Annotated in this window: 24 protein-coding genes; 10 read left to right on the forward strand and 14 right to left on the reverse strand. The window is 70.1% G+C overall.

Annotated features, from left to right (window positions below; genetic code table 11):
• Positions 1-24: 24 nt before the first annotated feature.
• On the reverse strand, positions 25-1,026 hold the full coding sequence (dhaK, locus tag ACNQOV_RS11260) for a dihydroxyacetone kinase subunit DhaK (protein ID WP_416394553.1): 1,002 nt from the start codon (positions 1,024-1,026) through the stop codon (positions 25-27).
• A 312-nt stretch (positions 1,027-1,338) separates the two neighbouring features.
• Between dhaK and ACNQOV_RS11265 the strand changes: the two genes are divergently transcribed.
• Both ACNQOV_RS11265 and glpK read left to right on the forward strand, forming a co-directional pair.
• Positions 1,339-2,064, forward strand: coding sequence for an MIP/aquaporin family protein (locus ACNQOV_RS11265; RefSeq protein ID WP_022907269.1), 726 nt, complete (start codon positions 1,339-1,341; stop codon positions 2,062-2,064).
• Between the two features lie 44 nt (positions 2,065-2,108).
• A complete protein-coding gene (gene glpK, locus ACNQOV_RS11270) occupies positions 2,109-3,620 on the forward strand; it encodes a glycerol kinase GlpK (RefSeq protein ID WP_402262935.1) in 1,512 nt (503 codons plus the stop codon).
• 727 nt (positions 3,621-4,347) lie between these two features.
• Here the strand turns inward: glpK and trpD are convergent.
• Entirely contained in the window at positions 4,348-5,403 is a 1,056-nt protein-coding gene (trpD, locus tag ACNQOV_RS11275; protein WP_416394554.1) for an anthranilate phosphoribosyltransferase, read from the reverse strand.
• Between the two features lie 70 nt (positions 5,404-5,473).
• Between trpD and ACNQOV_RS11280 the strand changes: the two genes are divergently transcribed.
• From ACNQOV_RS11280 to ACNQOV_RS11300, 5 genes are all read left to right on the forward strand, one after another.
• Positions 5,474-6,112, forward strand: a complete 639-nt coding sequence (locus tag ACNQOV_RS11280; protein WP_031260857.1) for a cytochrome c oxidase subunit 3 — start codon at positions 5,474-5,476, stop codon at positions 6,110-6,112.
• A 21-nt stretch (positions 6,113-6,133) separates the two neighbouring features.
• Positions 6,134-6,943, forward strand: a complete 810-nt coding sequence (locus ACNQOV_RS11285) for a cytochrome c (protein ID WP_402262928.1) — start codon at positions 6,134-6,136, stop codon at positions 6,941-6,943.
• A gap of 33 nt (positions 6,944-6,976) precedes the next feature.
• Complete coding sequence (locus tag ACNQOV_RS11290; protein WP_022905301.1) at positions 6,977-8,044, forward strand: ubiquinol-cytochrome c reductase iron-sulfur subunit; 1,068 nt, start codon at positions 6,977-6,979, stop codon at positions 8,042-8,044.
• Entirely contained in the window at positions 8,044-9,729 is a 1,686-nt protein-coding gene (locus ACNQOV_RS11295) for a cytochrome b (RefSeq protein ID WP_416394555.1), read from the forward strand. Before ACNQOV_RS11290 ends, ACNQOV_RS11295 begins: the two co-directional genes overlap by 1 nt.
• A gap of 183 nt (positions 9,730-9,912) precedes the next feature.
• Complete coding sequence (locus tag ACNQOV_RS11300) at positions 9,913-10,872, forward strand: phosphodiesterase (protein WP_416394556.1); 960 nt, start codon at positions 9,913-9,915, stop codon at positions 10,870-10,872.
• A 231-nt stretch (positions 10,873-11,103) separates the two neighbouring features.
• On the opposite strand, the gene ACNQOV_RS11305 is transcribed toward ACNQOV_RS11300, so the two are convergent.
• The 4 genes from ACNQOV_RS11305 to ACNQOV_RS11320 all read right to left on the reverse strand — a co-directional run bounded on the left by ACNQOV_RS11305 (position 11,104) and on the right by ACNQOV_RS11320 (position 15,337).
• Positions 11,104-12,657, reverse strand: a complete 1,554-nt coding sequence (locus ACNQOV_RS11305; RefSeq protein WP_416394557.1) for a stealth conserved region 3 domain-containing protein — start codon at positions 12,655-12,657, stop codon at positions 11,104-11,106.
• A gap of 117 nt (positions 12,658-12,774) precedes the next feature.
• On the reverse strand, positions 12,775-13,224 hold the full coding sequence (locus ACNQOV_RS11310) for a DUF6804 family protein (protein WP_416394558.1): 450 nt from the start codon (positions 13,222-13,224) through the stop codon (positions 12,775-12,777).
• Positions 13,224-13,808, reverse strand: a complete 585-nt coding sequence (locus tag ACNQOV_RS11315) for a GDSL-type esterase/lipase family protein (RefSeq protein ID WP_031260853.1) — start codon at positions 13,806-13,808, stop codon at positions 13,224-13,226. Before ACNQOV_RS11315 ends, ACNQOV_RS11310 begins: the two co-directional genes overlap by 1 nt.
• Entirely contained in the window at positions 13,805-15,337 is a 1,533-nt protein-coding gene (locus tag ACNQOV_RS11320; RefSeq protein ID WP_022905295.1) for an SDR family oxidoreductase, read from the reverse strand. The genes ACNQOV_RS11315 and ACNQOV_RS11320 overlap by 4 nt, the downstream gene beginning before the upstream one ends.
• 42 nt (positions 15,338-15,379) lie before the next feature.
• Here ACNQOV_RS11320 and deoC point away from each other — a divergent pair, with 42 nt between their 5' ends.
• From deoC to ACNQOV_RS11335, 3 genes are all read left to right on the forward strand, one after another.
• Complete coding sequence (deoC, locus tag ACNQOV_RS11325; protein ID WP_022905294.1) at positions 15,380-16,111, forward strand: deoxyribose-phosphate aldolase; 732 nt, start codon at positions 15,380-15,382, stop codon at positions 16,109-16,111.
• Positions 16,112-16,236: 125 nt separating this feature from the next.
• Positions 16,237-17,184: an ROK family protein gene (locus ACNQOV_RS11330; RefSeq protein ID WP_416394559.1), complete on the forward strand. Its 948-nt coding sequence runs from the start codon at positions 16,237-16,239 to the stop codon at positions 17,182-17,184.
• A 175-nt stretch (positions 17,185-17,359) separates the two neighbouring features.
• Positions 17,360-17,944 carry a type IV toxin-antitoxin system AbiEi family antitoxin gene (locus tag ACNQOV_RS11335; RefSeq protein ID WP_416394560.1) on the forward strand — a complete coding sequence of 195 codons (585 nt, stop codon included), beginning with the start codon at positions 17,360-17,362 and terminating at the stop codon, positions 17,942-17,944.
• Here the strand turns inward: ACNQOV_RS11335 and ACNQOV_RS11340 are convergent.
• The 8 genes from ACNQOV_RS11340 to ruvC form a co-directional block, all read right to left on the reverse strand.
• Positions 17,931-20,291: a RelA/SpoT family protein gene (locus tag ACNQOV_RS11340; protein WP_022905291.1), complete on the reverse strand. Its 2,361-nt coding sequence runs from the start codon at positions 20,289-20,291 to the stop codon at positions 17,931-17,933. The two genes, ACNQOV_RS11335 and ACNQOV_RS11340, sit on opposite strands and share 14 nt — an antisense overlap.
• A 57-nt stretch (positions 20,292-20,348) precedes the next feature.
• Positions 20,349-20,696 carry a rhodanese-like domain-containing protein gene (locus ACNQOV_RS11345; protein WP_416394561.1) on the reverse strand — a complete coding sequence of 116 codons (348 nt, stop codon included), beginning with the start codon at positions 20,694-20,696 and terminating at the stop codon, positions 20,349-20,351.
• The gene (gene secF / locus ACNQOV_RS11350) at positions 20,696-21,697 is read right to left on the reverse strand and encodes a protein translocase subunit SecF (RefSeq protein WP_416394562.1); all 1,002 of its coding nucleotides are present in this window, start codon (positions 21,695-21,697) and stop codon (positions 20,696-20,698) included. The genes ACNQOV_RS11345 and secF overlap by 1 nt, the downstream gene beginning before the upstream one ends.
• Positions 21,697-23,448, reverse strand: a complete 1,752-nt coding sequence (gene secD, locus ACNQOV_RS11355; protein WP_402262904.1) for a protein translocase subunit SecD — start codon at positions 23,446-23,448, stop codon at positions 21,697-21,699. Before secD ends, secF begins: the two co-directional genes overlap by 1 nt.
• An 88-nt stretch (positions 23,449-23,536) precedes the next feature.
• Positions 23,537-23,944 (reverse strand): preprotein translocase subunit YajC, encoded by a 408-nt coding sequence (locus ACNQOV_RS11360; protein WP_022905288.1) that lies wholly within the window; start codon positions 23,942-23,944, stop codon positions 23,537-23,539.
• Positions 23,945-24,039: 95 nt separating this feature from the next.
• Complete coding sequence (gene ruvB, locus ACNQOV_RS11365) at positions 24,040-25,077, reverse strand: Holliday junction branch migration DNA helicase RuvB (RefSeq protein WP_416394563.1); 1,038 nt, start codon at positions 25,075-25,077, stop codon at positions 24,040-24,042.
• Positions 25,074-25,691 (reverse strand): Holliday junction branch migration protein RuvA, encoded by a 618-nt coding sequence (gene ruvA, locus ACNQOV_RS11370; protein ID WP_416394564.1) that lies wholly within the window; start codon positions 25,689-25,691, stop codon positions 25,074-25,076. Before ruvA ends, ruvB begins: the two co-directional genes overlap by 4 nt.
• A complete protein-coding gene (ruvC, locus tag ACNQOV_RS11375; RefSeq protein WP_416394570.1) occupies positions 25,688-26,335 on the reverse strand; it encodes a crossover junction endodeoxyribonuclease RuvC in 648 nt (215 codons plus the stop codon). Before ruvC ends, ruvA begins: the two co-directional genes overlap by 4 nt.
• Positions 26,336-26,339: the final 4 nt, after the last annotated feature.

Below are 26,339 nucleotides of genomic sequence, written 5' to 3' on the forward strand. Positions count from 1 at the left end.
CCTTCCTGGAGGGTGGGCGGTGGGTCAACGTCCCCAGCGCAGTGCCGGGGTCTCCACCGGTGCGTCCCAGAGGGCGGTGAGTTCGTCGTCGAGCACCGTGACGGTGAGCGAGAACCCCTGCATCTCGAGGGATGTCACGTAGTCGCCGACCAGGCTACGCGCGACGTCGTGGCCGCGGTCGGTGAGGACCTCGGCGGCGCGTCGGTACACGATGTACAGCTCGGACAGCGGTGTGCCGCCCATGCCGTTCACGAGGAGCAGCAGCTTCGACCCGGCGGGAGCGGCGAGGTCGGTGAGGATCGGTTCGAGCACCCGGTCGACGAGCTCGTCGGCCGCCGCCATCGGGATGCGTTCGCGGCCGGGCTCGCCGTGGATGCCGATGCCGAGTTCGACCTCGTCGTCGGCGAGGGTGAACGACGGCTCGCCGGCGTGCGGGACCGTGCCGGAGGCGAGCGCGAGCCCCATCGAGCGGGTGACGTCGTTGACGTGCCGCGCCACGGCGGCGACGGCGTCGAGGTCGTCGCCGCGCTCGGCTGCGGCGCCGGCGCACTTCTCGACGACGACGGTCCCGGCGACTCCGCGCCGGCCGGCCGTGTAGAGCGAGTCCTGCACGGCGACGTCGTCGTCCACCACGACCGACTCGACCCGGATGTCGTCCATACCGGCGAGTTCGGCTGCGGTCTCGAAGTTGAGGACGTCCCCGGTGTAGTTCTTGACGATGTGGAGCACGCCGGCTCCCCCGTCGACGGCCTTCGTCGCGGCGACGATCGGGTCCGGGGTGGGGCTCGTGAAGACCGGCCCGGGCACCGCGGCGTCGAGCATGCCGTGTCCGACGAACCCGGCGTGGAGGGGCTCGTGCCCGCTGCCGCCGCCGCTGACGATGCCGACCTTGCCCGACACCGGGGCGTCCGCGCGGTGGATGTGGATCGGGTCCTCGACGAGGACGACGTGTCCGGCGTGCGCGCGGGCGAACCCGCGGACGGTTTCGTCGACCACGGCCTGCGGATCGTTGATGAGCTTCTTCATGCTGACCTCCACGGGGTGCGGGCGATCGCGAGGCAGCACCGCCGTCGTCGACCGGAGTGCCCTCAATCTACATCGCCACCCCGGGCGACCGTTCCTGCCGTGTGCACGTTCGTGCACGCCGCCGAGGGGTGCCCACCGACCTGGGATGCGCGAGCGCACACGGTCCGTGCACGTTCGTGCACAATCGCGCACTTCCCTCACCGATGCGTCGCGATCCGCCGATGCCCGTCAGTATGCTCGGCCCCAATCACTCAACGGGGAGTGCCGGCGCTGTACCACCGGACCCCCACCCTCACGCACTGGAGGTCACCGATGGACGGCATCGGCGTCAATTTCCTGTCCGAGCTCGTCGGCACGGCGATGCTCATCATCCTGGGTGGCGGCGTCGTCGCCGCCGTCTCGCTGACGAAGTCCAAGGGCTTCGGAGCCGGCTTCCTCATGGTCACGATCGGCTGGGGCTTCGCGGTCTTCGCCGGTGTCACCGTGTCCTACAGCTCCGGCGGCCAGCTCAACCCCGCGGTCAGCCTCGCGCTCGCCATCCTCGGCAAGATCACCGTCGGGGAGATGTTCCTGTACTGGATCGCCCAGCTCATCGGCGCGATCATCGGTGCGGTCATCGTCTGGCTTGCCTACAAGCAGCACTTCGACGAGGAGCCCGACGCGGCCGCCAAGCTCGGCGTGTTCTCGACCGGCCCGGCCATCCGCTCGTACGGGTGGAACGTCGTCACCGAGATCATCGGCACCTTCGTGCTCGTCTTCGTCGTGCTCGCCTTCACCAACGGCAAGACCCCGGCCGAGCTCGGCGCCGTCCCAGTCGCCTTCCTCGTGATCGCGATCGGTGTCAGCCTCGGTGGCCCGACCGGCTACGCCATCAACCCGGCACGTGACCTCGGTCCGCGCATCGCCCACGCCTTCCTGCCGATCAAGGGCAAGGGCTCGAGCGACTGGGCGTACGCCTGGGTCCCGGTCGTCGGACCGCTCGTCGGCGGCGCCCTCGCGGCCGGCCTCTCGACCTTCCTGCTGCCGATCGCTTCCTGATCGTCTTCACCCCACCAACCCGAGCACCAGCGTAAGGAGCACCAATGGCCGACTACATCGTCGCCATCGACCAGGGCACCACCTCCACCCGAGCCATCGTCTTCGACCACTCCGGCTCGATCGTCTCCGTCGGACAGAAGGAGCACGAGCAGATCTTCCCGCGTGCCGGGTGGGTCGAGCACGACCCGTCGGAGATCTGGGACAACACCCGTGAGGTCATCGGCCAGGCACTGTCCCGCGCCGACATCACCCGCCACGACGTCGCGGCGGTCGGCATCACGAACCAGCGCGAGACCGCGGTGGTCTGGGACAAGAACACCGGCAAGCCGGTCTACAACGCCATCGTCTGGCAGGACACCCGCACGCAGTCGATCGTCGACAAGCTCGCCGACGGCGACACCGACCGCTACAAGTCGGTCGTCGGCCTGCCCCTGGCGACGTACTTCGCCGGGACGAAGATCGTCTGGATCCTCGAGAACGTCGAGGGTGCACGCGAGAAGGCCGAGGCGGGCGACCTGCTCTTCGGCACCACCGACACCTGGGTCCTCTGGAACCTGACCGGTGGCGTGGACGGCGGCGTCCACAAGACCGACGTCACGAACGCGTCCCGCACGCTGTTCATGGACCTCGAGACGCTCCAGTGGCGCGACGACATCCTCGCCGACTTCGGCGTGCCGAAGTCGATGCTCCCCGAGATCGTCAGCTCCTCCGAGGTCTACGGCCACGTCGAGTCGTCGAACCTCCTCCGCGAGGTCCCGATCGCCGGCATCCTCGGCGACCAGCAGGCCGCGACGTTCGGCCAGGCCGCGTTCGACCAGGGCGAGTCGAAGAACACCTACGGCACGGGCAACTTCCTCATCTTCAACACGGGCACGGAGATCGTCCGCTCGGAGAACGGGCTGCTCACCACCGTCGGCTACAAGCTCGGCGACCAGGAGACCCACTACGCGCTCGAAGGGTCGATCGCCGTCACCGGTTCGCTCATCCAGTGGCTCCGCGACAACCTCGGCCTGATCGGCAGCGCGCCCGAGGTCGAGGCCCTCGCCAAGACCGTCGAGGACAACGGCGGCGTGTACTTCGTCCCGGCGTTCTCGGGCCTGTTCGCGCCGTACTGGCGTCCGGACGCCCGCGGCGCGATCGTCGGCCTCACCCGCTACGTCAACAAGGGGCACATCGCCCGTGCCGCCCTCGAGGCGACGGCGCTGCAGACCCGCGAGGTCCTCGACGCCGTCAACGCGGACTCGGGCGTGGACCTGACGGAGCTCAAGGTCGACGGCGGCATGACCGCCAACGACGCGCTCATGCAGTTCCAGGCGGACATCCTCAACGTGCCGGTGGTCCGTCCGGTGGTCGCCGAGACCACGGCGCTCGGTGCGGCCTACGCGGCCGGCCTGGCCGTCGGGTTCTGGGCGAACCTCGACGAGCTCCGTGCCAACTGGCAGGAGGACAAGCGTTGGGTGCCCCAGCTCGACGAGGCCGAGCGCGAGCGCACGCTGCGCCTCTGGAAGAAGGCCGTCACGAAGACGTTCGACTGGGTGGACGAGGACGTCCAGTAGTCCGCTTCTGCGGTGACCGCCAGGAGGCGCGGTGCGGGTCCGACGGACCAGCACCGCGCCTCCTGGCGTTGCGCGGGCGCGCGGGGGCGCGGGGGCGCGGGGTGGGCGCGGTGGGGTGTGGGGTGCGCTCGGTCGGGTGTGGGGTGCGCTGGGGTCGGGCGCGGCGCGGCGCGGGTGCGGTGAGGCGCGGGCGCTCGCGCACGGTGCGGCGTCCGTGGTTCGGTGCGAGGTTGCCCGCACGGTGCGGCGCGCGGCGGCAGCGGGTGCCGCAGCCAACGACCTCGCACGGTGCAGGTCAGGCGGTAGGGGCACCGGATGAAGCGGCGCGCACGGTGCGGCGTCCGTGGCCCGGTGCGGGATTGATGGCACGGTGCGCGCCTGCAGCGCCGCACCATGCGCGTAACCGCGCACCAGGTGACGAGGTACGCACGGTGCGGTGCGCGGCGGCAGCGGGTGCCGCAGCCAACGACCTCGCACGGTGCAGGTCAGGCGGTAGGGGCACCGGATGACGCGGCGCGCACGGTGCGGCGTCCGTGGTTCGGTGCGAGGTTGCCCGCGGGGTGCGCGCTTGCAGCGCCGCACCACGCGCGTAACCGCGCACCAGGTGACGAAGTACGCACGGTGCGGCGCGCGGCGGCAGCGGGTGCCGCAGCCAACGACCTCGCACGGTACAGGTCAGGCGGTAGGGGCAGCGGGTGCAGCGGTCAGCAACCTCGCACGGTGCAGGTCAGGCGGCGGGGGCGACGCCGATCCAATCAGCCAGTTTGCGCGCTGCGGCGCCGGAGTCGATCGCGTCCGCGGCGACCACCAGCTGCTCGCGGAACCGCTGCAGGATCGGCCGGTCGACCTCGGTCGGGTCCTCGGCGAGTCGGAACGACACGAGACCGGCCGCGGCGTTGAGCAGCACGATGTCGCGCACCGAACCGGTCTCCCCCGCGAGGACGCGGTGCACCACGGCGGCGTTGTGCCCCGGGTCGCCCCCGAGGAGGTCCTCGATGCGCGCACGGGCGATGCCGAGGTCACGCGGGTCGAGGTCGTGCTCGGTGACGCGCCCGCCCGTGACCTCCCAGATGTGGCTGTGGCCGGTCGTCGTCAGCTCGTCGAGGCCGTCGTCGCCGCGGAACACGAGCGCCGTGGCCCCGCGGGTCTGGAACACGCCGGTGATGATCGGCACGAGTTCGAGCTGCGCCACGCCCACGGCGTTCGCTTCGCACCGTGCGGGGTTGACCAGCGGCCCGAGGAAGTTGAACACGGTCGGCACGCCGATCTCCCGCCGCACCGGGCCTGCGTGCGCGAAACCGGGGTGGAACGCGCTCGCGAACGCGAAGGTCAGACCGACACGCCGGAAGGTGTCGGCGACACGCGCGGCGTCCATCGTGAGGTCGAGTCCGAGTGCGGCGAGCACGTCGCTCGACCCGGACTTCGACGAGCTCGCCTTGTTGCCGTGCTTGACGACCGGCACGCCCGCTGCCGCGATGACGATCGCGCTCATCGTCGAGACGTTCACGGTCCCGACGACGTCACCACCGGTCCCGACGATGTCGAGCGCCATCGGGTCGACGTCGAGCGGAACGGCGGCGTCGAGGATCGCGTCGCGGAAACCGACGACCTCGTCGACCGTCTCCCCCTTGGCGCGCAGGGCCACGACGAAGGCCGCGATCTGTGCCGGCGTGGCGCGGCCTGCCACGATCTCCTGCATGGCCCATGTGGACTGGCTGATCGTCAGGTCTTCGCGCGCCATGAGCGCACTGATCACGGCAGGCCAGGTGAGAGCGTCGAGCATGCTCCGATCGTAGTGAATTCGAGCAACCCGCCAGTTGGCTAGGAAAACACTGTCCGTGGTTTCGGCCATAATGGAGTCTGTGACTAGCACCCCTCTCTCCAGATCCGCCAGCGGTCCGGTCCTGAACAGGCCGAACGCCGTTGCCGTGGGGACGATCGTGTGGCTGGGCAGCGAGGTCATGTTCTTCGCCGGCCTGTTCGCGATCTACTTCACGTTGCGCAGCACCTCGCCCGAACTCTGGGCGACCGAGACCGCCAAGCTCGAGGTGCCCTTCGCCTCGGTGAACACGATCATCCTGGTGCTGTCCAGCTTCGCCTGCCAGTTCGCGGTCTTCGCCGCCGAGCGCTTCCAGGTGCACCGGACGAGCTGGAACCCCAAGGACTGGGGCATGACGGAGTGGTTCTTCGTCACGTACTGCATGGGCGCGATCTTCGTCTGCGGTCAGATCTTCGAGTACGCGAACCTCTGGCACGAGGGCGTGACGCTCTCCTCCAGCGCGTACGGTTCGGCCTTCTACATGACCACCGGGTTCCACGGTCTGCACGTCACGGGCGGCCTCATCGCCTTCCTGCTGACGCTCGGCCGCGGGTTCGCCGCCAAGAACTTCGGTCACAAGGAAGCGACCACCGCGATCGTCGTGTCGTACTACTGGCACTTCGTCGACGTCGTCTGGATCGGCCTCTTCGCCGTCATCTACCTTCTCAAGTAGGAACTGGATAGCCCCCACCGCATGTTCAACAGAAGCAAGTCCAAGAAGGGCCGCCGTTCACCGATGGCGACCGTGTCGCTCATCGTCGTCGGTCTCATGACCACCGGCGGTGCGTACGCGCTGTTCAGCTCCACGGCGAACGCCGACGACAGCACGACCACCGTGGCGGCGTCGAGCCAGTCGAAGGTGAACGAGGGCCAGAAGCTCTTCGCCTCGAACTGCGCCACCTGCCACGGCCTCTCCGCGCAGGGCACCAGCGAGGGTCCGTCCCTCATCGGTGTCGGTGCCGCGTCGGTCGACTTCCAGGTCGGCACCGGCCGCATGCCGATGGCCGCCCAGGGACCGCAGGCGGAAGAGAAGCCCGCGCAGTTCACGGACGAGCAGATCGACGCCCTCGCCGAGTACGTCGCGTCGCTCGGCCCCGGCCCGGCCGTCCCCTCCGAGAGCCTGACCAACGGCTCCGACGGCGACGCCGCCGAAGGTGCGGAGCTCTTCCGCATCAACTGCGCCATGTGCCACAACGTGGCCGGCGCCGGTGGTGCGCTGACCGAGGGCAAGTACGCGCCGAACCTGCAGTCGGTGTCCGGCAAGCACATCTACGAGGCCATGGTCACGGGCCCGCAGAACATGCCGGTGTTCAACGACCTGAACCTCACCCCCGAGCAGAAGGCCGACATCATCACGTACCTCAAGTACGTGCAGGACAACAAGTCGCCCGGCGGGTTCGCACTCGGCTCCCTCGGCCCGGTGGCAGAGGGTCTGTTCATCTGGATCTTCGGACTCGGCGCGGTCGTCGCGATGACCGTCTGGCTGACCGCGAAGTCCAACTGATCGTCCGTGTCGAACGACACTGAAGGGAACACCATGGCAGAGCACGACGACGAGGCACTGAACTCGTCCTCGGCTGTCGAGAAGCACGGCACGACCACCACGTCGCCCGGGACCGCGGTCCTGCCGACGGACCCGTTCGAGAACCCGGGCGAGCCGCCGCACCGCGCACGACGCACCGACGTCGACCCGAAGAAGCAGCGCCTCGCCGAGCGTCAGGTCGCCACGTTCTTCTACCTGTCGATCGTCGGCAGTGTCCTCGCGATCGCGGCCTACGTCGCGTTCCCGATCGACTCCGACAACTTCGGCACGGTCCGGACCGCCAACCTCTGGCTCGGTCTGTCGATCGCCCTCGCCCTCCTCGCGCTCGGCCTGGGCGCGGTGTACTGGTCGAAGTCGCTCGTGGTGGACCGTGAGATCACCGAGCTCCGCCACAGCACGCGCGGCACCGACGCGACCCGTGCCAAAGCGGTCGAGGCGTTCCAGCTCGCCGACAAGGAGTCCGGCTTCAGCCGTCGCAAGCTGATCCGCAACTCGATGATCGGCGCCCTGGCGGCCTTCCCCCTCCCGGGCATCGTCCTCGTGCGCGACCTCGCGCCGGCGGCCGACCCCAACGAACTCCTCCGCCACACCATGTGGGCGAAGGGCACGCGCCTGACGAAGGACCCGACGGGTCTCCCGATCAAGGCGTCCGACGTGACCATCGGTTCGGTGTTCCACGTCATCCCGGACGGCATGCTCGACAAGGAGGACATGCTCGAGGAGAAGGCCAAGGCCTCCGTCCTCCTCATGCGCCTCGACCCCAAGGACCTCAACCCCTCCAAGGGCCACGAGAACTGGGGTTACGACGGCATCGTCGCGTACTCGAAGATCTGCACCCACGTCGGATGCCCGGTCGCCCTGTACGAACAGCAGACGCACCACCTGCTCTGCCCGTGCCACCAGTCCACCTTCGATGTCTCGAACAACTGCGAGGTCATCTTCGGACCGGCTGCACGCCCCCTCCCCCAACTTCCGATCGCGATCGACGACGACGGCTACCTGGTTGCGCAGAGCGACTTCCACGAGCCCGTCGGACCGTCCTTCTGGGAGCGTGAACGCTGATGAGCAGCACGACCACCAACGCACCCGCGTCGTCGACCACCAAGCCGGCACCGGAGCGCGGATCCCGCATCATCGGCGGGGTCGCCAACTACATCGACGAGCGCACGAGCATCTCGGGCCTCGTGAAGGAGGTCGGGCGCAAGATCTTCCCCGACCACTGGAGCTTCATGCTGGGCGAGGTGGCGCTGTACAGCTTCGTCGTCGTCCTGCTCTCCGGTACCTTCCTCACGTTCTTCTTCCAGGCGTCCATGGCCGAGGTGGTCTACCACGGCTCGTACGTCCCGCTGAAGGGCATCGAGATGTCGACCGCGCTGCAGTCGACGCTCAACATCTCGTTCGACATCCGCGGCGGGCTCTTCGTCCGGCAGATCCACCACTGGGCGGCCCTGCTGTTCGTGGCCTCGATCATGCTGCACATGGCCCGCGTGTTCTTCACCGGCGCGTTCCGCAAGCCGCGTGAGCTCAACTGGGTGTTCGGCTTCGTGCTCTGGGTCCTGGCCATGGCCGAGGGCTTCACGGGCTACTCGCTCCCCGACGACCTGCTCTCCGGCAACGGTCTGCGCATCATCGTCGGCATGATCGAGGGTGTGCCGGTCATCGGCGTCTGGATCGCCTACCTGCTCTTCGGCGGGGAGTTCCCGGGCACCGACATCGTCGGCCGTCTCTATACGCTGCACATCCTGCTGCTGCCCGCGATCCTCGTGGCCGTGCTCGGTGTCCACCTCGTGCTGGTCGTCATCAACAAGCACACGCAGTTCGCCGGGCCCGGCAAGACGAACGAGAACGTCGTCGGTGTGCCGATCCTCCCCGCGTTCGCCGCGAAGGCCGGTGGGTTCTTCTTCATCGTCGCGGGCATCCTCGCCCTCATCGCGTCAATGTTCACGATCAACCCGATCTGGAACTACGGCCCGTACGACCCGTCCCCGGTGTCCGCCGGTACCCAGCCCGACTGGTACATCGGCTTCGCCGACGGCGCGCTCCGTCTGGTGCCGCCGCACTGGGAGGTCGTGTGGTTCGGCTACACGGTGTCGTTCAACATCCTCGTGCCGATCGCGGTCCTGGTGCTGCTCATCCTCGCCATCTTCATCTACCCCTTCATCGAGGCGTGGGTCACGGGCGACAAGCGTGAGCACCACATCCTCGACCGTCCGCGCAACGCCCCGACCCGTACGGCGTTCGGTGCCGCCGGCATCACGCTCTACGCGAGCCTCTGGGCCGCCGCGTCGTCGGACATCATCGCGACCCACTTCTACGTGTCGATCGACCACGTCATCCACGTGATCCAGGCCACGACGGTCCTCGGCCCGTTCGTCGCCTTCTGGATCACGAAGCGCGTGTGCCTCGCCCTGCAGAAGAAGGACCGCGAGATCGTCCTGCACGGCTACGAGTCCGGACGCATCGTGCGACTCCCCCACGGGGAGTACATCGAGGTGCACGAGCAGCTCGACGAGTACGAGCGGTGGAAGCTCCTGCAGTTCAACGAGTACAAGCCGCTGATGATCCGTCCGAACGCCCGAGGCAAGATCTCCGGGCTGCAGAAGGCGCGCGCCGGCCTGTCGCGCTTCTTCTTCGAGGACCGGATCACCCCGGTGTCGAAGGCCGAGCTCGAGGCTGCGCACGCCGCGCACCACGGCCCGGACCTCGAGGCCGGTCACGCCGCCCCCGCGGTCGAGGCCAAGCACTAGGCAGTCAGCTGATCCGAGCGATCGGATCCCGGAACCCCCGTCACGTCGTGGCGGGGGTTTCGTCGTGCGTGCGGGAACACGCCGGGCCGCGTTCACGTTGGGTTCACCGACTCGTGCTGGACTCGTCCAGGACGGTGTGGCACTGTGTTGCACCACGCACCCGACCAACGGAATGAGACCCCGATGGACAGCCGGACGGCCGAACACCCCAGGCCGAACCACTTCCTGCTCCACCTCAGCGACACCCACCTCGTGGCGGGTGACCGCGAACTCTACGGTGACGTCGACTCGGCAGCCCGCCTCGCGGCGATCATCGCCGACATCGAGGCGTCGGGTACCCGACCCGAGGCCATCGTCGTCACCGGCGACGTGGCCGACAAGGGCGAACCGGGCGCGTACGCCCGAATCCGCGACATCGTGGAGCCGGCCGCCGAGCGCATCGGTGCGACCGTGATCTGGGCGATGGGCAACCACGACGAGCGCGGTGCGTTCCGGCAGGAGCTGTTCGGGCTCCAGCCGACCGACCGCCCGGTCGACTTCGTGTACGACGTGAACGGGCTGCGCGTGATCACCCTCGACACGAGCGTGCCCGGCGCTCACCACGGCGAGGTCTCCCCCGAACAGCTCGACTGGTTGGCCGAGGTGCTGTCCGAGCAGGCGCCACACGGCACGATCCTGGCGATGCACCACCCGCCGGTGCCGAGCGTCCAGGACCTCGCGGTGCTCGTCGAGCTCCGTGACCAGGACGCCCTCGCCGAGGTCGTCGAGGGCAGCGACGTCATCGCGATCATCGCCGGTCACCTGCACTACTCGACGAGTGCGGTCTTCGCGGGCATCCCGGTGTCGGTGGCGAGTGCCACGTGCTACACGCAGGACCTCACCGAGTACCAGGGTGGGACCCGCGGGCAGGACGGTGCCCAGTCGTTCAACCTCGTCCACGTCTACGGCCACAACGTGGTGCACTCGGTCGTGCCGATCGGGCACTACTCGACGGTCGGCGAGCCGGTGTCAGCGGTGGAGACCGAGGCGCGGCTCGCAGCGGCCGGCGTCACGATCCCGGCGGCGGCCGAGCCGGCGCCGGTGACGTCGAGCATCCCGGTGTTCACGCTCGACTCGGTACCGGTCTCCCCCGTCCACCGCTGAGGGCGGGGCGCCCGACGCGCCCCGTTCGGGGCCAGGAGGCGCGGGTCGGCTCGATCGTGCGAGCGCGGCCCGCGGGTGGTTGCGTGTGCATGATTCGACATCGCGGTCGTCGCTCGACGAGCGTCGTGTCGGAACCTGCACACGCATCACTCCGTGCGCCCGTCACTCCGTGCGCGCAACGGACGACACACCCGTCGTCGGACGACAGCGGACCGGTCGCCGAGCCGACCGTCAGCCGGCGTCGCGCTCCCACGGCGCCGGGAACGGGAAGTACTTCTCGAGGAAGTCCGTCACGCGCTCGGTCCGCTCCTCGTCGCTGACCTCCGGGAAGCTGCCGTCGTTCAGGCAGAAGAAGTCCGCGTTCCGCTTCTTGAGCAGGTCGCCGAGTGCCCGCAGCCCGGACTGCATCGTCGTGTCGATGTACCGCACCTCGGCGGTCTCCTGCACGATCGCCCGCCCGGTGAGCAGCGAGTAGTAGTGGTAGAGCGAGTTCGTCACCGAGATGTTGTCGGCCGCACGGAACCGTGACGCCGCGGTGGCCGCGAACTCGTCGGCGAACTCGTGCTCCATCTCGGTCATGATCGACGAGCGCAGCGGGGTCGGCGCGTGCTCGAGGTGCCGGGTGGTGACCGCCCCGAACCGCTGCTGCAGGAGCCGGCGGTTGACGCGGGCGGAGTTCTCGAACCCGCTGCGTGCGGGGTTGTTCGAGCCGAGCCCGATCCGGGTCGTCGCGAGGATGAACTTCGTCACGGAACCCGGGCTGAAGAACACCGACGGGTCCACCAGGCGGCCGAAGAACATGTCGTCGTTCGAGTAGATGAAGTGCTCGCTGATGCCCGGGATGTGGTGCAGCTGCGACTCGACGGCCTGCGAGTTGTGCGTCGGCAGGACCGACGGGTCGGCGAAGAACTCCTCGGAACGGACGATCCGCACCTTCGGGTGGTCGGCGAGCCACGCGGGCGCCGGGGAGTCGGTGGCGATGTAGATCTGTCGGATCCACGGCGCGAAGGTGTGCACCGAGCGGAGCGCGTACTTCAGCTCGTCGATCTGCCGGAAGCGTGCGGGGGCGTCGTCGCCCTCGCCGAGGACGGCCCCGGACTGCGCCGCCTGGCGCGCCCGCTGGTACTCGATGGCGTTGCCGTCGACCCACGAGAACACGATGTCGATCGGGAACCGGATGTCGGAGACGTGGTCGTCGAACATGTGCTCGACGGTGCGCCAGGTGCGGCCGTACCGCTCGATGTCGACGAGCACGAACTCGTCGACCGGCAGGCTGCGTCGCATGAGGGCGTTCTCGACGGGCGCGAGGACCTCGGTGTCGGTGACCCGCCAGAACTCGAGCTGCACGCTCGTCTCGGCGCCGTAGCGCAGGCGTCCGAGCGGCTCGAGGCGCGGCCGGAACACGCGCAGGACGGGCTCGTCGACCGAGCCGAGTCCGTCGTCGATGACGAGCACGGCGGGCTTGCCCGGCGGCTTCGCGTAGAACGGCTCGTTGGCGGCGGCGGCCATCACGGCGCTCTCCGCCCGCTGCCGGTCGCGTTCGTCGAGCGCGATCACCGGGCGCTGGTCGTTGCCGCGGATGAGCAGGTGGTCGACGTCGCCCGCGGTGAGGGCGTCGTCGAGGAACAGGAGGTCCTCGATCATCGACTGCTGGGGTGTGAGGTGTCCGTTGACGAGCGTCAGACGGCCCTTCCGCACGACGACGTCGGGACGTTCGAGACCGCCGGAGGACGGTCGAGGGTTCAGCAGAGGACTCTCGGTCACCGGCTCGGTCTCGTTGCTCATCCATGCCCTTCGCATCAGTGCGCGGGCCTTCGGTGCCCGGCCCCTCATCCTACCGTCCGCGCGGACTGCAGTCCGCTCGGGGACGCACGGTCCGGGCCGGGCGTGTGCGGCGGCGCGTCAGGGTCGGGAGGCGCGGGTCGGCTCCGTCTCGCGCGGCACCGTGACGACGATGCCGACGACGACGAACAGAGCGGCCGCGACGAGCTGCAGGGCCGCCCACACCTCGCCGGGGATCGGGACGACCGCGATCGGGTTCCAGCAGACGGCGACGGCCGCCATGAGCACCGCCGCCCACCAGGTGCGACCCCGGACGGCGAACACCAGGACGATGAGCGCGAGGACCGAGACACCCCACCGGGCGAACACGAAGGCGGACGAGTCGATCACGGCGAGGCAGGCGAGCAGGAGCATCGCCGCGATGAGCGACGGCGCCAGCGCGGGCCGGGTGAACCCCGGCAGCTCGCGCCCGGACTTGCCGGCAGTGGTGCTGGTCGACCGAGCCGGCGTGCCGGTCGGGACACCCTGCAGGGACGAACCCGCCGGTGGCCGACCCTTCCGCGCTGCCATCAGGCGGTGGCCCCGTCGAGGTCGATCGCCTGGATGGACCGGGACATCGGCGGGAGGTCGCGGACCCGTTCGAGGGCCGGGAGGAGTTCGGCGACGTACGCGCGGTAGCCGTCCTCGGTGAGGTGCAGCCCGTCGTCGGTGAAGCGGTCGTCGAGGTGGTCGCCGTCGGCGAGGGCCGGCCAGGCGTCGAGGTACTGGGCGTGGCAGGTCGCGACGAACTGGCGGAGGTGGCGGTTGGCCTCCTCGATCTTGGCGGTGTACTCGGCCTGACGCGGCAGGATCGACACGAGCAGCAGGCGGACGCCGGGCAGCTCGCGGCGCAGCGTCACGAGCACCGACTCGACGCCGCGCACGACGTGCTCGACGCTCTTGCGGTGGTTCCCGAAGTCGTTCGTGCCGATGAGCAGGACGATCACCTCCGGCTGCTCGGCCACGACGGCGTCGAGCCGCTGCAGGACCCCGTCGGTCGTGTCACCGCCGATGCCCTGGTTGACGGTCCGCTCGTCGGGCAGCCAGGCGTCCCACGACCCCTGCTCGGTGATGCTGTCGCCCAGGAACAGGACGCTCGTGCGTTCCTCGGTCATGCTGCCTCCTCGTGTACGGGTTCCGGGGTCCCATTCTGCTGGGTCCAGTTCCGCCCCGTCGACTCGGTGTGCTCGGACTCCCGCTCGGCGGCCGCCGTGATGCGCTCGACCATGCCGGGGAAGATCACGCCGTGGAAGGGCAGGATCGAGTACCAGTACAGGCGACCGGCGAGTCCCTGCGGGAAGTAGATCGCCCGCTGCCGGTAGTCGCTGCCGCCGTCGTCCGCCGGGGTCACGGTCATCTCGAGCCACGCGCGCCCGGGTGACTTGAACTCGGCGCGCAGCCGCAGGTACCGGCCGCGCTCGAGGCGCTCGACCCGCCACCAGTCGAGCGCGTCGCCCTGCTCGAGGCGCTTCTGGTCCCGCCGGCCACGGTTGAGTCCGACTCCCCCGGCGAGCTTGTCCATCCACCCACGGGCGACCCAGGCGAGCGGGAACGAGTACCACCCGTTGTCGCCGCCGATCGACTCGACGACGCGCCAGACGTCTTCGGCCGACGCCGCGGAGTGCCGCTTGCGGTCGTCGACGTACACGGTGTGCCCGGCCCAGTCCGGGTCGCTCGGCAGGGGGTCGGCCGGCGTGGCGGCGAGCGTCGCGTTCCGCCAGCTCGTCTCGACCTCGCCGGTGCGCATGCGGGTGAGCGCGAGCCGGACGGCCCGGCGGTACCCGGTGAGGCCGCCCTCCGGTCGCGGGACCACCTCGTCGATGTCGTGCTCGCGCTGGACGCACTCGAACTGGAGCGACTCGATGATCGGCGTCGCGAGCTTGCGCGGGACGGGGGTGACCAGGTTGAACCAGTGCGCGGCGAGTCCGGGCGTCAGCACCGGCAGGACCGAGATCGCCCGCTGCGGGAGCTTCGCCTCGACCGCGTAGCCGTTGAGCATCTGCCCGTACCGGAGGACGTCCGGCCCGCCGATGTCGAAGGTGCGGTTCACGTCGGCGGGGATGTCGAGTGCCTTGACGAGGTAGTAGAGCACGTCGCGGACGGCGATCGGCTGGATGAAGTTGCGGACCCAGCGGGGCGTCGGCATCCACGGCAGGACGTCGGTGACGTGCCGGATCATCTCGAACGAGGTGCTGCCGGACCCGATCACCACACCGGCCTGGTAGGCGATCGTCGGGACGCCCGAGCCGAGCAGGACGTCGCCGACCTCCTTGCGGCTCCGGAGGTGCTTCGAGAGCTCGCCGTCCGGGTGCAGCCCACCGAGGTAGACGAACCGTCGGACCCCCGCCGCCTTCGCCTCGTGCGCCATGGTCTCGACGGCGTCGCGCTCCGCGCGTTCGAAGTCGCCGTCGGCACCCATCGCGTGTGCGAGGTAGTAGACGGCCTCGATGTCCTGCACCGCGGTGCGGACGGCGTCGGCGTCCTGCAGGTCACCGGAGGTGATCTCGACGTCGTCGTGCCAGGGGACGTCCTGCAGCTTGCGGGGGGTGCGGACGAAGACCCGGACGGTGTGACCGGCTTCGAGGAGACGTGGGACGAGGCGACCGCCGATGTAGCCGGTGGCCCCGGTGACGAGGACGCGCATGCGGGGCACGGTACGCGGCTCGGCTCCGGGTAGGCTTGCCGGGTGGACAAAGCAGCGTTCTCCGTCACCGCCGATGCCGTCCGTGGTCTCATCGACCACGCGATCCTCAAGCCCGAGCTGACACGCTCGGACGTCGACGCCCAGCTGGACGAGGCCGCCGAGTACCGCGTCTTCAGCGTGTGCGTCCGCCCGAGCGACGTCGCGCACGCCGTCGAGCGCCTGACGGGCACCGGCGTCGGGGTCGGGACGGTCATCGGCTTCCCGCACGGCACCACGTCGACGGGTGCCAAGGTCGCCGAGTCGCTGCAGGCCCTCGCCGACGGCGCCTTCGAGCTGGACATGGTGCAGAACATCGGCGCCGCGAAGTCCGGCGACTGGGAGCGGGTCGAGGCCGACGTCCGCGCCGTGGTCGACGCCGCGGGCAGCACGGTCGTCAAGGTCATCCTCGAGACCGCGTTCCTCACCGATGACGAGATCGTCGCGGCATCGCGCGCCGCGCAGTCGGCCGGTGCCGCGTTCGTGAAGACCTCCACCGGGTTCGCCGGCGGCGGCGCCACCGCGGAGCACATCGCGCTCATGCGCGCCACCGTCGGCCCGGACACCGGGGTGAAGGCCTCCGGCGGCGTCCGCGGGCTCGACACCCTCGTCGAGATGGTCGAGGCCGGCGCGGACCGCATCGGCACGAGTGCCTCGGCCCGCATCCTCGACGAGGTCGCGCACCGTGCCGAGACCGGCACCGCGTCCTCCGTCGGCGACGACACCACGTCCTACTGACCTGCCGGGGCGCGAGCCCCGGACCGCCAGAGCACCACCCGACCCCACCGGGGCCGGCGCCCGCCGGACGCGACGACGCGTCCGGTACCGGCACCGCGCCTCCCGACCGCCGCATCGGAGCGCGCATGTCCACCACCCAGCCCACCGCCCTCGCACTCGCCGTCGACCTCGGCGGCACCAAGGTCGAGGCGGCCCTCGTCACCGACGCCGGCGTCGTCCTGCCGGCCACCCGGTTCCGCAGCCCGACCGGCCCGGGCCGGACGTCCGACGAACTGCAGGCCGCGGTCGACGAGGTCGTGACGGCGGCCCTCGCCGCGCTGCCGACCGACGCCGCGCTCGTCGGGGTCGGCATCGGCTCGGCCGGTCCGGTCGACGAGGAGCACGGCCTCGTCTCGCCCCTCAACATGCCGGTCTGGCGCGGGTACCCGCTGCGGGACCGCGTCGCGGCGCACGTCCCCGCCGGCACGCCCGTGACGCTCCGGATGGACGGCCTCGCGATCACCCTCGCCGAGCACTGGGTCGGCGCTGCGCAGGGCTCCGACCACGTCATGGGCATGATCGTCTCGACCGGGGTCGGCGGTGGCCTGATCCTGCACGGCCGGACGGTGTCGGGCCCGACGGGCAACGCCGGGCACATCGGCCACGTCGAGTGCGGCGGCTTCGACGACCACTGCGCCTGCGGTGGCACCGGGTGCCTCGAGGCGATCGCCAGCGGGCCGAAGACCGTCGCCTGGGCGCAGCGGCAGGGCTTCGCGGGCAACACCGGCGAGGAGCTCTCGGCTGCGTACGCGGCCGGCGACGAGATCGCGGTGGCGGCGGTCAAGCGCAGCGGCCGTGCGCTCGGGCAGGCCATCGCGGCCGCCACGAGCCTCGTCGACCTCGAGGTCGTGGCCATCGGCGGCGGGTTCTCGCACGTCACCCCCGACCTGTTCGAGTACGCGCGCGAGGCGGTGGCGGAGCGCGTCGAGTTCGGCTTCGTGACCAAGGTGCGCATCGTCCCGACCGGGCTCTCGCAGGACGGCCCGCTCATCGGCGCCGCGGCGCTGGTGCACCGCGCGGACGTCCTGCGCTGACCCGACGTCGCCGGATGGCGACTGCGGTGCTCGCGACGTCGGTGCTGACGGACGGGAGGCGCGGCGCGGGGCCGACCCGCGCCTCCCGTCCGACAGACGGTCGCGTCGTCGACGGGTCCGGCAGCCTCTCCACAGGCGGCGCCGGTGCGCAGCGCGCGTCGGGCAGGATGTCCGGGTGCCCCGAACCCGACTGCTGACGACCGACGACTGGCCGGAGGCCGAGTTGCGGGCGGCCGTCCTCGCCGGTGAGCTCGTGGCGGTCGGCGCCTGCTGGGCCTCCCCCACCGAGCCGCAGACGCCGTCGCTCCGGGCGGCTGCGGCCGCGTGGTCGCTCGGCGACGCACGGTTCATCGCCGGCACCCGGACGGCCGCCTGGATCTGGGGCGCCGTCTCCCGCGCGCCGACGCCGGTCGAGGGCTGTGTGCCGCTCCGCGTCCGCGTGCACTCCGACGGCGCCGTCCACGTCCGCGAGGTCGTGATCGCCGACGAGGACACGGTCGTCCTCGGTGGACTCCGCGTGACCACACCGCTCCGCACCGTCGTCGACCTGCTGCGCAGCCCCGGGGACCGTCCGGGCGGCTTCGATCCGGCGGACGCCCGAGCCGTGGCCGGTCTCCTCGCGATCGAGGCCGTCTCGGTCGACGAGGTAACCGGACACCTCGCGGCGCTCGGGACGATCCCGATGGTCCGTCAGGCGGAGCGGCGACTGGCGGCGGTGCAGCGGCTCGGCGGCTGCAGCGACCCGGTCAGCCCGCGCTGACCCGGTACACGTCGTAGACCGCGTCGATCCGGCGCACGGCGTTCAGCACGCGGTCGAGGTGCGTCGTGTCGCCCATCTCGAACACGAAGCGACTGAGCGCCAGCCGGTCCGAGGACGTCGAGACCGTCGCGGACAGGATGTTCACGTGGTGGTCGGTGAGGACACGGGTCACGTCGCTGAGCAGACCCGACCGATCGAGCGCCTCGATCTGGATCTGGACGAGGAACACCGACTTCGACGACGGCGCCCACTCGACCTCGATCATGCGGTCGGGCTCGTTCATGAGCGACTTCACGTTCGTGCACGAGGCCTGGTGCACCGAGACGCCCTGACCGCGGGTGATGAACCCGACGATCTGGTCGCCGGGGACGGGGGTGCAGCACTTCGCGAGCTTGACGAGGATGTCGGGCGCCCCGCGCACCAGCACGCCGCTGTCGCTGTTGCGCAGCTGCCGGCTCGTGACCTGGCGCGGGAAGCTGAGCTCCGGCTCTTCCGTCTCGGTCTCGGTCTGGACGTTGCCGAGGACCTTCTCGATCACCGACTGCGTGGAGACGTGCCCCTCGCCGACGGCCGCGTACAGCGCGGAGATGTCGTCGTAGCGCATCGAGGACGCGACCTCGGAGATCGAGTCCTGGCTCATGATGCGCTGCAGCGGCAGGTTCTGCTTGCGCATGGCCCGTGCGATCGCGTCGCGGCCCTGCTCGATCGCCTCTTCGCGGCGCTCCTTGGTGAACCACTGCTTGATCTTGTTCCGGGCACGGGGGCTCCGGACGAAGGTCAGCCAGTCCTGGCTCGGACCAGAGTCGGGGTTCTTCGACGTGAAGATCTCGACGACGTCGCCGCTCGACAGCGCGCTCTCGAGCGGGACGAGGCGGCCGTTGACCTTGGCGCCCATCGTGCGGTGCCCGATCTCGGTGTGCACGGCGTACGCGAAGTCCACCGGGGTCGCGCCGGACGGCAGCCCGATGACCTTGCCCTGCGGCGTGAAGACGTAGGTCTCCTTCGCGCCGATCTCGTAGCGCAGCGAGTCGAGGAACTCCCCCGGGTCGCTGGTCTCGGCCTGCCAGTCGGTGATGTGCGCGAGCCACGCCATGTCCTGGTCGGTCGCCGAGGACGAGTCGACGTCACGGCCGGCGGCGCGCTGCTTGTACTTCCAGTGCGCGGCGACACCGAACTCGGCGCGCTGGTGCATCTCGTGCGTGCGGATCTGGATCTCGACCGCGCGGCCCTGGGGTCCGAGGACGGTGGTGTGCAGCGACTGGTACAGGTTGAACTTCGGCGTCGCGATGTAGTCCTTGAAGCGACCCGGGAGCGGCGTCCACCGCGCGTGCACCGAGCCGAGCATGGCGTAGCAGTCGCGCACGGTCGGCACGAGGACACGGATGCCGACCAGGTCGTAGATCTCGTCGAACTCGCGCCCGCGCACGATCATCTTCTGGTAGATCGAGTAGTACTGCTTCGGACGACCCATCACCTCGCCGCGCACCTTGGCGGCCTTGAGGTCCTTCTTGAGCGTGCCGATCACGTTCTGGACGAACTGCTCGCGCTTCGGCTGGCGTTCCTTGACGAGGCTGTCGATCTCGACGTAGAGCTTCGGGTGGAGCACCGCGAACGACAGGTCCTCGAGCTCCAGCTTGATCATCTGGATGCCGAGCCGGTGCGCGAGCGGCGCGTAGATCTCGAGGGTCTCCTTCGCCTTGCGTGTGGCGGAGGTGGACTCGACGAAGCCCCAGGTGCGCGCGTTGTGCAGGCGGTCGGCGAGCTTGATCACCAGGACCCGGATGTCCTTCGACATCGCGATGACCATCTTTCGGACGGTCTCGGCCTGGGCGCTGTCGCCGTACTTGACCTTGTCGAGCTTCGTGACGCCGTCGACGAGCATCGCGATCTCGTCGCCGAAGTCCTCGCGTAGCTGGTCGAGCTGGTAGTCGGTGTCCTCGACGGTGTCGTGCAGGAGCGCGGCGGCGATCGTGATCGGCCCGATCCCCAGGTCGGCGAGGATCTGCGCGACCGCGACGGGGTGCGTGATGTAGGGCTCGCCGGACTTGCGCTTCTGCCCGTCGTGCGCGCGCTCCGCCACCGAGTAGGCCCGCTCGATGAGCGTGACGTCGGCCTTGGGGTGGTGCGACCGGACGGTGCGGATCAGGGTGTCGACGGCCCCCGCGGGCTGAGCGCGGGAGAACAGCCGGGGCAGCAGCGAACGGAGCGAGCCGAGGTTGCCGGTCGTGTTCGGACCGAGGGGACTCGTCGGACGCTGCGGCGAACCGGGCCGGCTGGCGGACCCGGTGTCCTGGCCGGCTCGCGGCGCAGGGGCGTCCTGGGGCGTGGACTCACGTGTGTCCGTCATGCTGCGCCTCCCGGGGTGCCCGTCCGAGCTCGATCCGACAAGACTACGCGTGTCCGGTCAGTGCTCGTGACGCGGTTCGCCCTGGGCGTCGCGCACCACGGGGGCGCCCGACTGCTCCCACGCGACCATGCCGCCGACGAGGTTCACCGCGGGGACACCGGACTGCTCGAGCGCGGCGACGACCCGGGCGGAGCGTCCGCCGGAGTGGCAGACGATGATCGCCGGCTGGTCTCCGCCGTCGATCTCCTTCCAGCGGGCGACGAGCTCGGACATCGGCACCAGGGTCGCCGCTTCGGCGTGGACCGCGTCCCACTCGCCCTGCTCGCGCACGTCGAACAGGCGCGCCCCGGCCTCGATCCGGCGACGGGCCTCTGCGACGTCGACGTCGACGATCTCCGCCGGCATCAGACGCCCGCCGTCGCGTCGACCTCGCGCTGGCGCTTGGCGGCAGCGGCCTGCTTCTTGGCGTCGGCCTGCTTGATCTTCGGCTCGTTCTCACGCAGGTGCGCGTACATCGGCGACGCGATGAAGATCGTCGAGTACGTCCCGACGATGATGCCGATGAACAGGGCGAGCGAGATGTCGCGGAGCGTGCCGGCGCCGAGGACGTACGACCCGATGAAGAGGATCGCCGCCACGGGCAGGAGCGCCACCACGGACGTGTTGATCGAGCGCACGAGCGTCTGGTTCACCGCGAGGTTGACCGACTGCACGAAGGTGCGGTGCGACTCCTGCGACGTGTTCTCGCGCACCTTGTCGAAGACCACGACGGTGTCGTACAGCGAGTAGCCGAGGATCGTCAGGAAGCCGATCACCGCAGCGGGCGTGACCTCGAGCCCGACGATGCCGTACACGCCCGCCGTGATGAGGAGGTCGTGGAGGAGCGCCACCATCGCGGAGACCGACATCTTCCACGTGCGGAAGTACAGCGCCATGAACACCGCCGCGAGGGCGAGGAAGATCACGAGGCCGCGGATCGCCTGGTTGAGGACGTCGGCGCCCCAGGTCGCACCGATGAAGGTCGCGGCGACCTGGCTGTCCGGCACGTCGTACGCCTTGGCGAGGGCGTCCTGGACCTCGGAGGTCTCACGGTCGGTCAGCTGACCGGTCTGCACGCGGATGCCGTGCGTGCCGAGCTGGGAGACTCGCGGGACGCCGTCGGGGACGATCGACTCGACGGTGTCGGTGGCGAGGTTCTGGTCGAGGTTCTTCACGTCGGAGAGCGTGAACTCGGACCCGCCGGTGAACTCGATGCCGAGCTGGTACCCACCGCGGAGCCACGGCACCGCGAGCGACACCACGATCGCGACGACCGCGATGATGTACCAGGTCTTGCGCCGGCCGACGATGTCGTACGAGCGCTTCCCCGTGTAGAGGTCGCTGCCGAACTGGCTGAAGCTGGCCATCAGTCGTCCTTCCCGTCCGGCGCCTGGCCGTTCTCGCCGGAGGCCTGCGCGGCCTTCCGCTCTGCGATCGTCTGTCGACGCTGTGCCTCGCCCGCGCTGCGCTGCCGCTTGCCGTCGACCACGGGAGCGCGGAACTGCGCGCGACCGCGGTAGACCGCACCCAGGGCCGATGGGTCGAGGCCGCTGAACCGGTGGCCCTCGCCGAAGAACCGGCTGCGGGAGATGAGCTGCATCATCGGGTGCGTGAACATCACGACCACGACGACGTCGATGAGGGTGGTGAGCAGCAGCGTGAACGCGAAGCCCTTCACGTCGCTGACGGCGAGGATGTAGAGCACCACGGCCGCGAGGAAGTTGATCGAGTCGGACGCCAGGATGGTGCGGAGTGCGCGCTTCCAGCCGGCCTCGACCGCGCTCTCGAGGCCACGGCCGTCCCGGAGCTCGTCACGGATGCGTTCGAAGTACACGATGAACGAGTCCGCAGTGATGCCGATCGCGACGATCAGACCCGCCACACCCGCCAACGACAGGCGGTAGTCGACGCGCCACGACATGATCGCGATCACGAGGTAGGTCAGCGCCGCGGCCACACCGAGCGACAGGACCGTGACGAACGCCAGGGCCCGGTACTGGATGACCGAGTAGATGATGACCAGGATCAGGCCGATCAGGCCCGCGACGAGGCCGCCGACGAGCTGGGCGGTGCCGAGCGTCGCGGAGATGTTCTCGTTCGACTGCACCTGGAAGTTGATCGGCAGCGCGCCGTACTTCAACTGGTCCGCGAGGGTCTTCGCGGACTCCGCCGTGAACGACCCGGTGATCTGCGCCTTGCCGTTCGTGATCGCGGCGTTCGACGCCGGCGCCGTGATGACGGAGCCGTCGAGCACGATCGCGAACTGGTTCTGCGGCGCCTGCAGCTTCACGAGCCGGCTCGTGACCTCGCGGAAGTCGTCCGAGCTCTTGCCCTTGAACGTCAGGTTGACGGCCCACTGGCCGGTCGAGGTGCCCTGCGAGTCGGTCGCGAGGCCCGACGTGGCGTTGCTGATGCCCGAGCCGGACACCTCGACGGGGCCGAGGATGTACTTCGCGGCGCCGTCCTGGTCGCAGGTGACGAGGGGCTCGTCGTCCGGCGCTGCCGTGACGTCGTCGGGCGCGTTGCAGTTGTAGTTCGTGTACAGCGCCTGCAGGGCCGGGGTGACCTGCGAGAGGTCGCTGCCGTTCGTCGGCTTCGTGCTCGGCGTGGACTGCAGCGACGCGGGCGGCGAGTACGGCGTCGGCGAGGCAGTGGAGCCGTCGCTGCCGCCGACCGCGGTGTTCGTCGCGGCCTCGGTGTAGAGGACCGGGCGGAACGTGAGCTTCGCGGCCGCTTCGATGCGGTCGATCGTCGCCTTGTCCGGCTTGCCCGGGATGGAGACGACGATGTTGTTCGTCCCCTGGGTGTTGATCTGGGACTCCGAGACACCGGTCGCGTTGATGCGCTGACGGATGATGTTGACGGCCTGGTTGAGCTGCTGGCTCGTCACCGAGCCGCCCTCGGTGTTCTGGGCCGCGAGCGTCAGCTGCGTCCCACCCTGGAGGTCGAGCGCGAGCTCCGGGACCCAGCTGGCCCCTTCGAACCACTTGCCGGTGTCGTCCTTGGTGTTCCCGGCGAGGACCGACGCGGCGGTGTTCAACCCCGCGAGGACCGCCATGAGGATCACCAACCAGGTCAGCGAGCGGATCGCCTTCTTGACGGGTGTCGATCGTGCCACCGGTCGTCTCGTCTTTCTGTCAGGACCGACGGCGGGAGACCGGCGGCAGGTGTCGCCGCCGGGTCGGTGGACCCGGCGGCCGAGGGAGTCAGTCTTCGGTCTTGCGCTTCGCAGCGTCGGCGTCGGCGTCCGTGGAGTCGACACGCTCGCCGTAGATCGGCTCCCCGTTCAGCTCGGCGACGGGCTTCGGCGCAGCGGGCTCGTCCTCGGGCGTGGCCGTGGTGGTGATGTCCGACGCGGTGTCGTCCACGACACGCGACAGGGTCTGGCGGTGCACGGTGACGACCGTTCCCGGAGCGATCTCGACGTCGGCCGTGACCTTCTCGTCGTCGACCGACAGGAGCGTGCCGTACAGGCCGAAGGACAGCATGACCTTCGCTCCGGGCACCATCTTGGTGGCGAGCTCGGACTGCTGCTTCTTGCGCTTCCGGCTGTTGTAGAACATGAAGGCCGCGAACGCCACGACGATGACGATGAGGATGACTTCTTGACCCATGATGCGTTGCCTTCTCTGGTTGCTCGGTTTCGGGCCGTAGCAGTCTAGGGCACACGTCTGTGCGTGGCATGTCACCGGGACTGCGGGCGGGGGCGTCAGTCGGCGTCGTCGTCGAACAGCCCGGGTTGCGCGAGACCGTTCTGCCCCGGGGTCATGTCGAAGTGGCGCCAGGCGTGCGGCGTGGCGATCCGGCCGCGGGGGCTGCGGGTGACGAGCCCGACGCGCACGAGGAACGGTTCGACCACCGACTCGATCGTCTCGGATTCCTCGCCCACGGACACCGCGAGGGTGTTGAGGCCGACGGGTCCACCGTCGAAGCGCGTCAGCATGGTCTCGACGACGGCGCGGTCGAGCCGGTCGAGACCGAGCTCGTCGACGTCGTAGAGGTCGAGGGCTCCCTGCACGGCGGTCATGCCGTCGGTCGTGCGGTGCACCAGGGCGTAGTCGCGGACACGGCGGAGCAGCCGGTTCGCGATGCGCGGGGTGCCCCGCGAGCGTCCGGCGATCTCGCGCAGGGCGGACCGGTCGATGTCGAGCTCGAGCAGGTGGGCCGCGCGGATCAGGACCTGTTCGAGCTCGTCCTTCTCGTAGAACTCGAGGTGCGCGGTGAACCCGAAGCGGTCGCGCAGCGGGTTCGGCAGGAGGCCGGCTCGGGTGGTGGCACCGACGAGGGTGAACGGCGCCAGGTCGAGCGGGATGCTCGTCGCTCCGGCACCCTTGCCCACCATCACGTCGATGCGGAAGTCCTCCATCGCGAGGTAGAGCATCTCCTCTGCGGAGCGCGCCATCCTGTGGATCTCGTCGATGAACAGGACCTCGCCGGGGACGAGCGACGACAGCACCGCGGCGAGGTCGCCCGCGTGCTGGATCGCCGGTCCGCTCGACATCCGCAGGGGGCGGCCGGACTCGTGCGCGACGATCATCGCGAGGGTCGTCTTGCCGAGCCCGGGCGGGCCGGCCATCAGGATGTGGTCCGGGGTGCGGTCCTGCATCGCGGCCGCCTTGAGGAGCAGGTCGAGCTGCCCCCGGACCTTCCGCTGCCCGACGAACTCGTCGAGGGACTTCGGCCGCAGGGCGCCCTCGAACGCGAGCTCCTCCTGCGACTCGGCGCCGGCGGACGTGATCCCGCTCACCGGCCGGCACCGGCGGGACGGAGGGCACCGAGCGCGGCGCGGAGCAGGGCCTGCGTGCCCATCGAGGCGACTCCCGGCTCGGACGCGATGGTGTCGTCGACCGCACGCTGCGCCGCGTCCTCGCGCCAGCCGAGGCCGACGAGGGCGGCGACGACGTCGGTCGCGGCCGGGTGCGCGGCGCCGCCGCTGGAGGCCACGACAGGGGCCTGTTCGAACGCGGCGAGCTTGCCGGAGAGCGCGACGATGATGAGCTTCGCGGTCTTCGGGCCGATGCCGGACACCTTGCGGAAGGCGCCGTCGTCGTCGTTCGCGACGGCGTTCGCGACCTGGGCGGGCTCCATGTGGGCGAGGACACCCATTGCCGACTTCGGCCCGACACCGGACACGCTGCGGAGCAGGTCGAACACCTGGAGCGCGTCGGTGGAGGCGAAGCCGAACAGCTGGTGCTCGTCCTCGCGCACGATCATGGCGGTGCGGACGAAGACCTCGGACCCGTGCCGCATCGTGAGCGCGTGCGCCGGGGTGACCGTGACCGCGTAGCCCACTCCCCCGACCTCGATCACCACGCCGGAGCCGGCGATGTCGATGCAGGTGCCCCGGAGACTCGCGATCATGCTCCGAGCCTACGGCCGGCCGCCGACGATGCCGACGAGCCACGCTGCGAGCGGCTGGCGGCCGCGGCGGCGGCCCGGGCGAGCGGCGAGTCGGTGGTCCCGCCCTGCGCGTCCCGCCAGGCACGCTGCGCCGGGGTGAGGTTCGTGGCACGCGTGCCGACCGCGTCGGGCGACCCGAGCCTCCAGGCGTGGCACACGGCCAACGCGAGCGCGTCCGCGGCGTCCGCCGGTTTCGGGGCCTCGTCGAGGCCGAGCACGCGGGCGATCATCGTCTGCACCTGGCGCTTGTCCGCGTTGCCGTACCCGGTGACCGCGGCCTTGACCTCGGACGGGGTGTGCAGCCCGACGGGCAGGCCCCGCGCCGCCGCGGCGTGCAGGGCGAGCCCGGCGGCCTGCGCGGTGCCCATCACGGTGCGGACGTTGGCCTGCGCGAACACCCGCTCCACCGCGACGGCGTCCGGGCGGTGCTCGTCGATCTCGGCGGCGATGCCGTCGGCGATCCGGAGTAGCCGTTGCTCGAGTGCCATGTCCGCCGGAGTACGCACGACCGTCACGTGGACGAGCCGGGCGCGTCGGTTGGATGCGACCTCGACGATGCCGACGCCGCACCGCGTGAGCCCGGGGTCGACCCCGAGCACGCGCAGCATC

Origin of the sequence: Curtobacterium sp. LFS084 (assembly GCF_047977705.1) — a bacterium.
Lineage (GTDB): Bacteria > Actinomycetota > Actinomycetes > Actinomycetales > Microbacteriaceae > Curtobacterium.